Origin of the sequence: Flavobacterium plantiphilum (assembly GCF_046000495.1) — a bacterium.
Lineage (GTDB): Bacteria > Bacteroidota > Bacteroidia > Flavobacteriales > Flavobacteriaceae > Flavobacterium > Flavobacterium plantiphilum.
Window position 1 is genome coordinate 312,408 of the sequence record NZ_JBELQA010000004.1, and the last position, 13,829, is coordinate 326,236.

At 32.9% G+C, this 13,829-nt stretch carries 14 protein-coding genes; 9 read left to right on the forward strand and 5 right to left on the reverse strand.

From position 1 onward, the window contains the following. Window positions 1–33: 33 nt before the first annotated feature. The 6 genes from ABS764_RS09020 to ABS764_RS09045 all read left to right on the forward strand — a co-directional run bounded on the left by ABS764_RS09020 (window position 34) and on the right by ABS764_RS09045 (window position 3,279). Window positions 34–186, forward strand: a complete 153-nt coding sequence (locus ABS764_RS09020) for a DUF4295 domain-containing protein (protein ID WP_073244765.1) — start codon at window positions 34–36, stop codon at window positions 184–186. A 127-nt stretch (window positions 187–313) separates the two neighbouring features. Further along, window positions 314–1,267, forward strand: a complete 954-nt coding sequence (ftsY, locus tag ABS764_RS09025) for a signal recognition particle-docking protein FtsY (protein WP_408081459.1) — start codon at window positions 314–316, stop codon at window positions 1,265–1,267. 241 nt (window positions 1,268–1,508) lie between these two features. Further along, window positions 1,509–1,892, forward strand: a complete 384-nt coding sequence (locus ABS764_RS09030; protein ID WP_408081460.1) for a hypothetical protein — start codon at window positions 1,509–1,511, stop codon at window positions 1,890–1,892. A 192-nt stretch (window positions 1,893–2,084) separates the two neighbouring features. After that, entirely contained in the window at window positions 2,085–2,528 is a 444-nt protein-coding gene (locus tag ABS764_RS09035) for a hypothetical protein (RefSeq protein WP_408081461.1), read from the forward strand. Beyond that, on the forward strand, window positions 2,509–2,805 hold the full coding sequence (locus tag ABS764_RS09040; protein WP_408081462.1) for a DUF721 domain-containing protein: 297 nt from the start codon (window positions 2,509–2,511) through the stop codon (window positions 2,803–2,805). Before ABS764_RS09035 ends, ABS764_RS09040 begins: the two co-directional genes overlap by 20 nt. A gap of 126 nt (window positions 2,806–2,931) precedes the next feature. Next, window positions 2,932–3,279 carry a hypothetical protein gene (locus ABS764_RS09045; RefSeq protein ID WP_408081463.1) on the forward strand — a complete coding sequence of 116 codons (348 nt, stop codon included), beginning with the start codon at window positions 2,932–2,934 and terminating at the stop codon, window positions 3,277–3,279. Window positions 3,280–3,369: 90 nt separating this feature from the next. Here ABS764_RS09045 and ABS764_RS09050 read toward each other — a convergent pair whose 3' ends face one another. Next, window positions 3,370–3,789: a nucleoside-diphosphate kinase gene (locus ABS764_RS09050; protein ID WP_408081464.1), complete on the reverse strand. Its 420-nt coding sequence runs from the start codon at window positions 3,787–3,789 to the stop codon at window positions 3,370–3,372. Between the two features lie 97 nt (window positions 3,790–3,886). Further along, complete coding sequence (gene bshC, locus ABS764_RS09055) at window positions 3,887–5,476, reverse strand: bacillithiol biosynthesis cysteine-adding enzyme BshC (RefSeq protein WP_408081465.1); 1,590 nt, start codon at window positions 5,474–5,476, stop codon at window positions 3,887–3,889. A 107-nt stretch (window positions 5,477–5,583) separates the two neighbouring features. Here bshC and ABS764_RS09060 point away from each other — a divergent pair, with 107 nt between their 5' ends. The 3 genes from ABS764_RS09060 (at window position 5,584) to ABS764_RS09070 (ending at window position 10,810) form a co-directional block, all read left to right on the forward strand. Then, the gene (locus tag ABS764_RS09060) at window positions 5,584–6,861 is read left to right on the forward strand and encodes an MFS transporter (RefSeq protein WP_408081466.1); all 1,278 of its coding nucleotides are present in this window, start codon (window positions 5,584–5,586) and stop codon (window positions 6,859–6,861) included. A gap of 224 nt (window positions 6,862–7,085) precedes the next feature. Then, the gene (locus ABS764_RS09065; protein ID WP_408081467.1) at window positions 7,086–9,278 is read left to right on the forward strand and encodes a B12-binding domain-containing radical SAM protein; all 2,193 of its coding nucleotides are present in this window, start codon (window positions 7,086–7,088) and stop codon (window positions 9,276–9,278) included. A gap of 515 nt (window positions 9,279–9,793) precedes the next feature. After that, on the forward strand, window positions 9,794–10,810 hold the full coding sequence (locus ABS764_RS09070) for a porin (RefSeq protein ID WP_408081468.1): 1,017 nt from the start codon (window positions 9,794–9,796) through the stop codon (window positions 10,808–10,810). A 154-nt stretch (window positions 10,811–10,964) separates the two neighbouring features. Here ABS764_RS09070 and ABS764_RS09075 read toward each other — a convergent pair whose 3' ends face one another. The 3 genes from ABS764_RS09075 to rimO are packed head-to-tail and all read right to left on the reverse strand — an operon-like array spanning window position 10,965 to window position 13,730. Continuing rightward, the gene (locus ABS764_RS09075) at window positions 10,965–11,867 is read right to left on the reverse strand and encodes an N-acetylmuramoyl-L-alanine amidase (protein WP_408081469.1); all 903 of its coding nucleotides are present in this window, start codon (window positions 11,865–11,867) and stop codon (window positions 10,965–10,967) included. A 31-nt stretch (window positions 11,868–11,898) separates the two neighbouring features. Then, window positions 11,899–12,387, reverse strand: coding sequence for a hypothetical protein (locus ABS764_RS09080; RefSeq protein WP_408081470.1), 489 nt, complete (start codon window positions 12,385–12,387; stop codon window positions 11,899–11,901). 29 nt (window positions 12,388–12,416) lie between these two features. Beyond that, complete coding sequence (gene rimO / locus ABS764_RS09085) at window positions 12,417–13,730, reverse strand: 30S ribosomal protein S12 methylthiotransferase RimO (protein ID WP_408081471.1); 1,314 nt, start codon at window positions 13,728–13,730, stop codon at window positions 12,417–12,419. Between the last annotated feature and the right edge of the window lie 99 nt (window positions 13,731–13,829).

Sequence of the window (13,829 nt, forward strand, 5' to 3'; positions counted from 1 at the left end):
TTATTTAAAATTTAAATAAACAAATAATTAGTCATGGCAAAGAAAACCGTAGCATCGTTACAAACATCTTCTAAGAGATTATCAAAAGCCATCAAAATGGTAAAATCTCCAAAAACTGGCGCTTATACTTTCGTAGAAACGATATTAGCACCTGAACTAGTTGATGAATTCTTGAAAAAGAAATAATTCATAAAAGCATATATAGAAAAGCTACTTTCTTCAGGAAGTAGCTTTTTTATTTTCTATATTTACTCTTTAAAAGAATCAGGAGGGTTTATTTGTTAATCTTCTTGTTATTAATACTGTATATACGATGAGTTTTTTTAAAAGAATATTTTCTTCAGATAAAAAAGAGACCTTAGATAAAGGTTTAGAGAAAACAAAAACTACTTTCTTTTCAAAATTAAGCAAAGCTATTGTTGGAAAGTCTAAGGTTGATGACGATGTTTTAGATAACTTAGAAGAGATACTGGTTTCTTCGGATGTAGGGGTTGATACTACTTTAAAAATAATAACCCGTATAGAGAATCGTGTTGCTGAAGATAAATATTTGGGTACAGCAGAATTAAATCAGATTCTGCAGGAAGAAATTGCTGCTTTATTATCTGAAACCAATACCGGGGAAGCAACCGAATTTGTAATTCCGGTTAATGTAAAGCCTTATGTTTTAATGGTTGTAGGAGTTAACGGTGTTGGAAAAACCACTACTATTGGAAAACTGGCTTATCAGTTTAAAAAACAAGGTTACAAAGTAGTTCTGGGAGCAGCTGATACTTTTAGAGCAGCTGCAATTGACCAATTACAAATTTGGGCAGACAGAGTTGATGTGCCAATTGTAAGACAAAATATGGGTTCTGATCCTGCTTCTGTAGCTTTTGATACCTTACAATCAGCAGTGGCTCAGGATGCTGATATTGTAATTATTGATACCGCTGGACGTTTGCATAACAAAGTAAATTTAATGAATGAATTATCTAAAGTAAAAAGGGTAATGCAAAAAGTGGTAGCTGATGCTCCACATGATGTGTTATTGGTTTTAGATGGTTCTACCGGTCAAAATGCTTTTGAGCAGGCTAAACAATTTACTGCTGCAACTGAGGTAACTTCATTAGCAGTTACCAAATTAGACGGAACGGCTAAAGGTGGAGTTGTAATTGGGATTTCTGACCAATTTCAAATTCCTGTCAAATACATTGGAGTAGGAGAAGGAATTGAAGACTTGCAAGTCTTTAATAAATTTGAATTTATTGATAGTTTCTTTAAATAAAATAATATGTTTAAAAATATAGCTCCAATTTATCTGTACATGATAAGTGTGGTTTGTTTTGTAATAGCGAATCTGGTCAGAGATCGGTTCCTGATTTTATACTATATTTTATTGATTACAGGCATTTTATTATTTGTTTTAGGATTTAAAAAAAAGAATTAATAATAAATAGAATACTTTAGAAGTCTTTGTTTGTAAATGATGTTCTGTGAAAAAGACTGCTTTTAAATATGTTTTGAATATGAAAACTCCAAAGATAATATTGTGGTGTTATCTTATTTGGTATTTTTCTATGATGTCCATTTACTTCGAGCCATCTTTAAAACTTTGGGCAAGTGCCTTGGGAATTTCTTTTATTATAGGTTTTGCTCTTATTCTATCTACTTCTCAGCAAGGAATTCATCAGGATGTCTGGATCAAAATCAGACTTTTTTTATTTCCGTTTTGTGTTTCCAGCTATTCTGCTACAATCAAAGGGCATGATTTTATTCTTCTTTTTCCAAATAATAGAACACATGTATTAATTGGAATACTCAATTGTACCATGTTTGTAGTTCTAATCTGGATTATCAAACGATTGTATAAATTCTCTAAGAAAGAAGCTTTAAATCAATTGGCTAAATAATGATATTTTAATTATTGATACAAGATATTTATTTTTGCCAGATTAACTTTAATACGCTTAACTTTGTTTGAGAAACAAAATGTATTTTTGTTTTCGAATTTCCAGCCCTGATGGTAGCGGCATCCTTTTATGCCGGTGTTTGGCATGAAAGATCTAGCGAACAGCAGGTACATGCTTCTAAAAAATAAAATGATGATGAAAAATAGTTTTAGAATTCTTTTTGTATGCTTGTTTTTAGTGTCTTGCCAACAAAAAATCACTCCTGAAGATATTCATAAGTTAAATGGGTATTGGGAAATAGAGAAAGTGAGCTTTAAGGAAGGTGAAGACAAGGAGTATAAAATGAATGAGAATTTTGATTATTTTGAAATTGCAAATAACAAAGGAATTCGCCGAAAAGTAAGACCACAATTTAATGGGACATTTTTATTTAATGAAGATTTTGAAAATGTAAAGGTGAGGTTTGAAAAAGAGCAAGTTTTTCTGGATTATTCTACTCCTTATGCTAAATGGACCGAAGAGTTAGTTAAACTAACAGATGAGGAAATGTGTATTAAAAACGATCAAAACAAAGAATACGAGTATAAAAAAGCAGGACCTGTAAATTTATTGAAAGATGGCGAAGAGACTAAATAATGAAAGTACTGTAGGTGATGTTTTAAAGCAGATTATTCAGGTTAATAAACTACAATCCGGCATGGATGAGGTTAATGTGAAGGAAGCATGGCAAAACTTAATGGGAAATGGTGTGAATAGTTATACCAGGAATGTAGTTTTAAAAAATAGTACTCTTTATGTGGAATTAACATCATCTGTGTTGCGAGAAGAGTTAAGTCACGGGAAATCTAAAATCATAAGGATGATTAATGAAGAATTACGTAGAGATGTGGTGAAAGATGTGGTTTTGCGATAATAATTACTTATGGTTTCAAAGTTTAGATTTTTACCAGTTCTTGTTGCTGTTTTTATAACGAGTTTTGTTTTTATTTTAATTTATATTTGTTGGATTTCTTCTAATGTAAAAATAGTATTTCCTATTTTGTTTTTGTTATTCGTTGTTTACTTTTGGTTAACTGAATTTAGAACCAGAGCTCATAGTTTACGATTCAATAATAATTCAGTTTTTATTGCTAAATTTTTTCGTTTAGGGAAGACTAAATGTTTTGATTTTAAAGATTTAGAAGGTTTTGAAATATTAATTCAAACAGCAAAATCAATTGATTATGAGTATTTGTTTATTATTAAAGAGGGGGAAAGAGTAGCTTGTTTGTCACAGTTTTATCATACTAATTACGAGGAATTAAAGTTGATTGTAGTAGACAACTTAATTTATTTAGGTGATAGAAAATATGATTTTAAGTCAGAATTAATAGCTATGTTTAAATAAAAAATCCCGTTTCAAATTTTTGAAACGGGATTTCACATTTTATCTGTGATTTTAAATAGTGACTGACCACTAAAAGCTGCTCACTGAATACTAGAATTGCTCTCGTCCAGCAAAATGAAAATTACCTTCAATAGCTGCGTTTTCATCGCTATCAGAACCATGTACAGCATTCTGACTCATAGAAGTGGCGTATAGTTTTCTAATAGTTCCTTCGGCAGCATCGGCTGGATTAGTAGCTCCGATTAAAGTTCTGAAATCAGCAACAGCATTTTCTTTTTCTAAAATAGCTGCCACAATAGGTCCGCTGGACATAAATTCTACTAATTCTCCGTAAAAAGGTCTTGCTGCGTGAACGGCATAAAAAGCCTGTGCGTCGGCAACAGTAAGTTGAGTTAGTTTTAGAGATACAATTTTAAAGCCTGCATTTGTAATCATTGCAAGTATGTTTCCAATGTGTCCATTAGTGACAGCATCGGGTTTAATCATGGTAAAAGTTCTGTTGGTTGTCATTTTATTATTTCTTTTTTATAAAAGTAACTTTTTTTTAATGGTTACAGCTGTGAAATAACTATAAATTAAGGCTGAAATGGCTTTAATTTGTTAAATTTTATAATGAGATAATATCAAAACGTTGTTCAAGTGGTTGGAGTTGGTCTGTTAGTTTAGAAATTAGCTTATTTCCACTTTCAATATAAAATTCAGAAAAATTAGCCTGACGTTCCTGTAAACCTTGGTTGGGGAACAATTCATTTTGCAAATCGGCTATTCGGGTTAAAGTGTCTTTTAATTTTATTTTTTCAGCTTTAAGTAGTCGTTTTTCTAAATTTTCAAGTCCTTTTAGCTGTTTTACTTCTTGTGCTTTTACTGCTCCTGCAAATGAAGGATCTGTCTTTGTCGTGATTTCGTTCAGGATGCTGAATTGCGTCTGTAATTGCTTTTTTAGCATCGTTAAATCAATATCAAATTCGGATAGGATTTTAGCTTTGGTGTTAATAAGATCTTCTTGTTTTGAGAATAAATCACTCCAGCTTACATCTAATTTTTTGGCTTTTTTTATTTGTTTTTCGGTTACTAAAAGCACTGAATTTCGAACTAACAGGATTGGGAAACTAACTTGTGCTGCATCAAAAAATGATTTTAGTTCTAACCAATAGGCAATTTCACCTCCTCCGCCAATGTAACAAAGATTAGGTAAAATAACTTCTTGGTACAAAGGACGCATGATTACGTTTGGACTGAATTTTTCAGGATTACTTTCCAATAATGCTAAGATTTCGCTTTCTGAAAATTCAAGTTTAGTATTGTTGATTTTATATTTTGCATTTTCAAAAACAATACGTTCTCGTAAATTATCTTCAATATAAAATAAATTGATTTCACGAGGATTTACTTGGATGTTATATTCCGTAAGTTTTTCGGTAGTTGCAATTACATTTTTATAAGCCGTTTGCTGCAATAATTCTTCCTTAATATATGGAATGAAATTTTGCTTTAACTCAGCTTCATCGGCATCAATAATTACTAATCCTTCTGAGCCAAATAAACTATTAGCTAAAAAACGGGTAGCATCAGCAAGATTGTTATGATTCAAATAGGCTTCTTGAAATAATTTTTTTAAAGTTTCAGCATTGGTACTTGAACCTAGTTCCTGCGCAAATATTTCCAGAAAATCATCTAAGCCTTCAGTCGATAATCGTCCTACAGGTCCTGTACTTGTTCTGTTCCAACGGAATTTTTTACCTTTAAAATTAAAATAATTGATTTCTTCAAAATCATGATCTTCGGTAGCCATCCAGTAGATAGGTACAAAATTATAAGCAGGATATTTTACTTTTAACTCAGCGGTTAAATTAATAGTAGAAATGATTTTATACAGAAAATATAAAGGTCCTGAAAATAGATTTAATTGGTGTCCGGTTGTTACTGTAAAGGTGTTTTCTACTTTTAAGGCCTCAATATTTTGCTGGGTCAGATGGGAAATTTCTATTTCAGCATATTGTTTTTGCAACACAGCAACCAGATTTGTTCGGTTGTTATGATTAAAATTGGCATGTTTTTCGGCTATTTGAGCTTCAAAATTTTCAAGAGTAGGGAATCTGTTATAAAGGGATTTTAGTTTCGGATTTTGATCTAAATAATCATTCATCAAAGGAGAAAAATATCCTGATTTTTGATAGCTGATACAGTCGTTGGGCATGTTTATTTACTTTTGAGTAAAATTACCAAAAAATATTGGAACTAAATATTTGTAGCTTTCAAAAATAAGGGTGATTTTTGCTGGATTTTAACCCAGAATTTTTAAAAATGAAAGCAGTGTCAACAAAGGTCAACTCTTTAAAACATGTCCTTTTAGGAAGTTTAATTGGAACTACAATTGAGTTTTTTGATTTTTATATTTATGCTAATGCTGCGGTATTAGTTTTTCCTCAATTGTTTTTTCCGGGAGAAAACAGTACTGTCTCTACTTTAGAGTCCCTGGCTACTTTCTCAATTGCTTTTTTAGCAAGGCCTTTGGGGTCTGCAGTATTTGGACATTACGGAGATAAAGTAGGTAGGAAAGTTACTTTGGTTGTGGCTTTATTGACTATGGGAATTTCAACTGTAAGTATTGGTTTTTTACCTGGTTATGCAAGTATTGGGGTTTTGGCTCCCATATTACTAATGCTTTGTCGTTTTGGTCAGGGAGTAGGCTTAGGAGGTGAATGGGGAGGAGCTGTATTGCTGGCAATTGAAAATGCACCGCCACATAAACGTGCCTGGTACGGAATGTTCCCTCAATTAGGTGCGCCAATAGGTTTGTTGCTTTCAGGCGGAACTTTTTTATTATTAACGGATTCCATGAGTCCCGAAGCTTTTATGGATTATGGATGGAGAATTCCGTTTATAGCCAGTTCGTTATTAGTGTTGGTAGGTTTTTATATCCGATTAAAAATTTCAGAAACCCCTGCATTTGAAAATTCAAAAGAAGAACAAAAAGAGGTTAAAGTTCCTTTTGTAGCTGTCTTCAAACAGTATAAAAATCAGTTGATTTTTGGAACTCTTGCGGCTATTACCACTTTTTTAGTTTTTTATCTGATGACTGTTTTTATGCTGAATTGGAATACTAAAGGTTTGGGGTTTTCTAACAGAGATGCGCTTTTAATTCAGTTGTTCTCAGTGTTGTTTTTTGCTATTTTTATACCTGTTTCAGCTTTGGCAGCCGATAAAATTGGTCGTCGCAAAATGTTAATTTATACGACTATTGCAATTGCTGTTTTTGGATTTTTCTTTCCGTTGTTTTTAACATCAGCTAATATTGTAATGGTTACTTTTTTTGTGTGTTTAGGAATGTCATTGATGGGATTTATTTATGGTCCTCTGGGAACTTTTTTATCTGAATTATTTCCGACCACCGTTCGATATACAGGTGCTTCATTGACGTTTAATCTGGCCGGGATTTTAGGTGCTGCATTTGCACCAATGGTTGCAATTAAATTAGCTGAAAGCTATGGAATTGTAGCAGTAGGTATTTATCTGACTGTTGCTGCTGTTATTTCGTTAATTTCGTTGTTGGTGATTAGCAGGCAGGAACATAAGTTTTAAGATTATTTGAATATAAAGTTTATGGATATTTATACAAAGGGCTCAAAGTTTAAAACGTTGAGCCTTTTGTGTTTTAAGATTATATTTTTAAACTAAAATGACTTTTATGTTCTTTATGTAGTTAAATATTTACAGAACAAAAGTTCGAAATAATAAAACTAACATTGGAATCATTTTGCCAAAAATCCCCAAATAACTCCTATTTTTGCACAAAACAATTCCCTTTGAAAACCAAACTTTTCCTCATCACTCCGCCTTTTACACAGCTGAATACACCATATCCGGCAACAGCCTATATTAAAGGGTTTTTAAACACCAAAAATATCGATTCCGTTCAGGCTGATTTAGGTATTGAAGTGATTTTGAAATTGTTTTCGAAAGAAGGATTAACTGATTTGTTTCAGTCTAATAACCATCAACCAACAACTGACAACTGTAAAAGAATTTTCGCTCTTCAAGACGAATACATTAAAACCATCGATTCGGTTATTGCTTTTTTGCAGGGAAAAAATCCAACCTTGGCATTGCAAATTTGTCAGGAAGATTATTTGCCGGAAGCGTCCCGTTTTGCACAATTGGAAGAATTGGATTGGGCTTTTGGTACGATGGGAACTCAGGATAAGGCGAAACATTTGGCGACATTGTATCTCGAAGATATCTCTGATTTTATTGTAGAATGTGTCGATGCTAATTTTGGTTTCAGTCGTTATGCTGAACGTTTAGGTCGAAGTGCTAATTCTTTTGACGAATTGTACGATGCTTTACAACAAGAACCTACCTATATAGATCATATACTTCTTTCTATTTTAAAAGAAAGAATCGAAACTATTCAGCCGACATTATTTTTAATATCGGTTCCTTTTCCTGGAAATTTATATTCAGCATTTAGAAGTGCGCAATGGGTAAAAAAGCATTATCCTGAAGTTAAAGTTTCAATGGGAGGAGGCTTTCCTAATACCGAATTGCGTTCGCTTTCGGATGCCCGTGTTTTTGAATTTTTTGATTATATCACCTTAGATGATGGCGAAGTTCCCATTGAATTGATAGTTCAATCCGTTTGTCAGACTGATCCTGTCGAAGTCAGTTATAAGCGAACTTTTCTTTTAGAAGATGGTAAAGTCGTTTATAAAAACAATTCAACGAAGTCAGACTACAAACAATCTCAAGTAGGAACACCCGATTACTCAGATTTGTTATTGGACAAATACATTTCAGTTATCGAAATTGTGAATCCGATGCATCGTATGTGGAGCGACGGAAGATGGAATAAATTGACGATGGCTCACGGTTGTTATTGGGGAAAATGTACGTTTTGCGATATTTCATTAGACTATATTAAGGTATACGAGCCTGTAGCGGCTAGTTTATTGTGCGATAGAATGGAGGAAATGATAGCGCAAACGGGAGAAAACGGATTCCATTTTGTTGATGAAGCTGCTCCACCGGCTTTAATGCGCGCTTTGGCATTGGAAATTTTGAAAAGAAAATTGTCTGTTACCTGGTGGACGAACATTCGATTTGAGAAAAGTTTTACGCAGGATTTAGCTTCGTTATTAAAAGCTTCCGGATGTATAGCTGTTTCCGGCGGACTTGAAGTCGCCTCTGACCGATTGTTGAAATTAATAGATAAAGGGGTAACTGTGGAACAAGTAGCCCGTGTTACCCGGAATTTTACCGAAGCGGGTATTATGGTACATGCCTATTTAATGTATGGCTATCCTACACAAACCATACAAGAAACAGTGGATAGTCTTGAAATGGTGCGTCAATTGTTTGAAGCCGGAATTTTGCAATCGGGATTTTGGCATCAGTTTGCCATGACAGCACACAGTCCTGTTGGGTTATACCCGGAGAAATTTGGTGTAATTAAAGAAACTGAAACTATTGGGACTTTTGCTAATAATGATATTAATTATACAGATGCAACAGGGATTGACCACGATAAATTCAGTTTTGGACTTAAAAAATCACTCTTTAATTATATGCACGGCATTTGTTTTGATTTTGAACTACAGGAATGGTTTGATTTTAAAATTCCTAAAACTAAAATTCATCCGGATTTTATTTTTAATGCTTTACAGGAAACAGCTGATTTTTCTGTTAAGCCAAATGCCAAGGTAGTTTGGCTTGGAGGAAACCCTCTTGCGGAATATTTTACAAAATCTAAAAAAGGAAACAGTTGGGGAATGCTTGCGCTGACATTTCATGATAAGAAGGAAAGCTTCATTATTCAAACAAACCAGGATGAGGGTGAGTGGCTGATGGATATCTTGCAAAAGATTACTGTTTCGAGTGCTAAAATTTATACTTTTCAGGAAGTGAAAGCTGATTTTGAATTGTATTTAGAAGATTTTGAGTTATTCTGGTATTCAAAAGCTATTAATACACTACGCCAGTCAGGACTTTTAATCTTATAGCAGAAAAGTATTTTAGGTATTTTACATTTATTACTTTCAATTCCTCTAATCACGATACTTATTTTTATTTTTCAGTACAAAACCTCCTAAAAGGAGGTTTTGTTGTTTATATGCTTTTGTTTTTTTTGTTTTTTATATTTTGTTTTTGGGTATACCCCTGTTTTTTGAAGGGTATTTTGTTTTTGATTGTAGTTTATTTTAATGTTTTTAAGTTTTTTTAGCCTTATTTATGATTTTATGTCTGTTTTTTTAGGGGTTTGTCTTTTTTAAACATGAGAATAATCATTTTTTTGATATTGAAAAATAAGGAAAATGTATTTTTTTTTATTTGATTTGCGGTTTTTGATAATTCGACGTCAAAATCGGTAAAAAGTTATAATTTTTCATTTTTGTAAAAGTAAAAGTTGATAAATTTGCTTCAACAAAAAGGATAAAAACATGTTAAATGTTGAGAATAATGTGTTAATATCTCTTTTTAAGTAAAAATAATTTAAATAACCAAAACAAAATTCAACATGAAAAAAGTAATTTTTATTTTAGCTTTAGCGCTGACAGGAAGCATGACATTTGCACAAGACACACCTTTGGAAATCTCAGGTTCTGTTGATGCTTATTACAAGTATGATTTTGCAAAAACAGCAAATATTCCAACTAGTTTTGCAACAGATCATAATTCACTTTCTTTAGGTATGATTGATATTGCTTTAAAGAAAACTACAGGTAAAACTTCTTTCGTGGGTGAAGTGTCTTTTGGTCCAAGAGGGCAATACCAATCGATTCCGAATTCTGATAACACATATGATGAAGGAAATGGATTTAATTCATTCAATATTCAGAATTTATATGTTACTTATGCAGCTACTGATAAGTTAAGTTTTACTGCAGGGTATATGGGAACATTTGTAGGGTATGAAGTAATTTCTCCAGTAGCTAATTTCCACTATTCTACTTCTTATTTGTTTACTAATGGACCATTCCAAAATGCAGGGGTAAAAGCAAATTATTCATTCTCTGATAAAGTAGGTTTAATGGTAGGTTTGTTTAATAATACATGGAATAGTTATACTGCGGATCCTTTGAAAGGTTTAAATGCTGTGGGAGCTCAATTATCGTTAATGCCGACAGAATCTGTTTCAGCTTATTTGAACTTCATGGATGGAGCAGAAGCAGGTACAATAGTTGATTTAACAGCAACGTTTCAATTATCAGAGAAATTTAAATTAGGTTTGAATTCGGCAGATTTTTCAAATGGAGACAAAATCGGTTATACAGGAGTAGCTTTATACCCTTCTGTTGATGTAACTGAAAACTTTGGCTTAGGTTTACGTGGTGAATACTTTAAATTTAAAGAAAATTCAGGAGATGAGTCTGTAACAGCTTTTACATTATCAGCAAACTTAAAATCAGGTGGATTGACTGTAATTCCTGAATTTAGATTAGATACAGGTAAAGATGAGTATTTTATGGATTCAGATATGATGCCGACAAAATCTGCGACTCAAGCTTCTATCGCTTTAGTTTATGGATTCTAAGAATAACTAAATCTCAAATTTAGATTAAAATATAATTTTTTTTACTGCCAGGATTCTTTTAAAGGTCTTGGCAGTTTTTTGTTTGTTAAAATTGAAAAGTCTTTGAAGCTCAGCTTCAAAGACTTTTTTTTAATTTCTTTTTAAAACAACTTAATTACTGCTTCAGATAAATAGAGTAAATAGTATTGATGGTATTTTGATCTAAAACAGCATTCACTTCCTGGGGCATATAGTGTAATTTAAAAGCGGTGATGGCAGCATTGTAATTTTTAGTATCATAACCAATGATTCGCAAAGCTAATTCAGGATTAAAATCAAATGGTGCTAAGGGAAGTATATCATCTTTCCAGATTCCAAAACCATTTTCAGCTAAAACTTTCCATGGGAACTGAGCACTTGGATCTTTTTTTCGCGTTGGAGCAATATCCGAATGGCCTATAATGTTTTGAGGCGGAATATTATAGTCTTTTTTTAATTTGCTTAATAATGCCATAAGACTTGTAATTTGTGCCTCAGAAAAGGGTTCGATACCATTATTGTCTAATTCGATTCCGATAGAAGCTGAATTAATATCGGTGTTTTTTCCCCAGGAGCCTGCTCCGGCATGCCAGGCACGCAAATAGTCATTTAGCATTTGTATTACATGACCATCATCGGCGATTATATAATGGGCGCTTACTTGTGTAAATTCTTTTGTAAATGTATTAATTGTTTGTTGAACAGAATCCTGAGCAGTATGATGAATGATAATAAAGTTAGGCTTACGAAGATTAAAATTGACGGTGCTGATCCATTCGGTTTGGATTCCATTATTTAACTGTGTAGAGCCTATTTTAAATATACTGTCTTTAAAAGTATATAATTGCTTAGAATAAGCACTGTCAATACTTATTACAACTTTATCAACTGCAGGTAAAGGCTCAGGTTTTTTGACTGCCATTTCAACCTGTAAAGATTTTAATTTTGTAGAATATTCTTTCTCGCTCTTTTTATACGGATTCGTGGAGCAGGATGTAATAATCGCTGCAGTAATTAAATAACTAAGATGTTTATTCATTTTTTAAAGCTATTTTATTAAAAAAGGAAAACTAATTGTTTTCCTTTTTTGATTTTTTCTTTTTTTCTTTTTTGTTTGTTCCGCGTTCTTCTTTTAGTGCTTTGTATTTTTGTTTCTGCTCTTCGTTCAGGTATTCATTTACTTTTCTTTCGTTAACTTCAAAAAGAGCTTTTATTTCATTTGATTTGTCGGTCTGACTTAAATTTTCGTCTTTCATAATGGCAGTTTGCGATTTGATAATGTCGGTATAAACATTTCCAATAGCAATAGTTTGTAATTCATCCAGATTTAATTCAGGCTTTAGCTTTTCCATTATTTTGGCAACAGTAACTTCAACCGGAATTTCTTTAGGTTTTGATGGTGTCTGATCCATTTGGCTCATTCCCATGCTGTTTCTTCCCATTCCGTAACCGTTGCCATAACCATTACCATATCCGTTTCCGTAACCATATTGAGCAAAAGCTGTATTAATGGATAATAATATAAACGTTAATACAAAAATAAATTGTGTCTTGTTCATGTTTATTTTTTTTAAAGCTAAAATTAAATTTATGCTGGTTCTCCGTAAAGGTCAAATTCTGTTGCCTCAGTAATTTTAATCATTGCAAAATCACCTGTTTTTAAATAAAATTGAGAAGCATCTATCAATACTTCGTTATCTACATCAGGACTGTCAAATTCGGTGCGACCTACAAAATGTCCGCCTTCTTTTCTGTCAATGATACATTTAAATGTTTGTCCAATTTTCTCCTGATTTAAATCCCATGAAATTTGCGACTGTAATTCCATAATTTCATTAGCACGGGCTTGCTTTACATCATCCGGAACATCATCTTCCAGTAAGTAAGCATGTGTATTTTCCTCATGCGAATAAGCAAAACATCCCATTCGGTCAAATTTCATTTCCTGAACAAAATCTTTCAGAATTTCAAAATCTTCCTGTGTTTCTCCCGGATATCCTACAATCAAAGTGGTACGAATAGCCATTCCGGGAACAGCTGCTCTGAAATCTTTTAATAATTGGGTTGTTTTTGCCTGAGTTGTTCCGCGACGCATTGATTTTAAAATTGAATCAGAAATGTGTTGTAACGGAATATCAATATAATTACAAATCTTAGGTTCGCGCTTCATTAAATCTAAAACATCCATTGGGAAACCGGTTGGGAAGGCATAGTGTAAACGAATCCATTCAATTCCGTCAACAGCTGCCAGAGCTTCTAAAAGTTCGGCTAAATTTCTTTTTTTGTATATATCAAGACCATAATAGGTTAAATCCTGAGCAATCAGTATTAATTCTTTTACTCCATCCCGGGCTAATCCTTCGGCTTCTTTTACCAGTTTTTCAATAGGTTGCGAAACATGTTTTCCGCGCATAATAGGAATAGCGCAAAAACTGCACGGTCTGTCGCAGCCTTCAGCAATTTTTAAATAGGCATAATTTTTAGGAGTTGTTGTCAAACGTTCTCCCAATAATTCATGTTTATAATCGGCTCCCAGTGCTTTTAATAGTTGAGGAAGTTCTGTAGTTCCAAAAAACTGATCCACATTAGGGATTTCTTTTTCCAAGTCAGGGCGGTATCTTTCCGATAAACATCCTGTTACAAAAACTTTGTCAACCAGACCTTTTTCTTTCTTGTCGGCATATTCCAGAATCATATTTACTGATTCTGCTTTGGCATTATCAATAAATCCACAAGTATTGATCACAATAATATTTCCTTCTCTTTCAACAGGAGCTTCGTGTTCCACCTCTTTTTCATTGGCGCGAAGCTGTCCCATTAATACCTCGCTATCATATATGTTTTTTGAACACCCTAAGGTAATTACGTTTATTTTGTTCTTTTTTAAAGACTTGGTTCTCATAGATTTGTAAATTGGATGGCAAAATTACGTTTTTTTATTCAAAGAATATTACTTTGACGGTGTTTTAGTAAGGTTTTCAGAAGCTAATCCTGCTGTTCG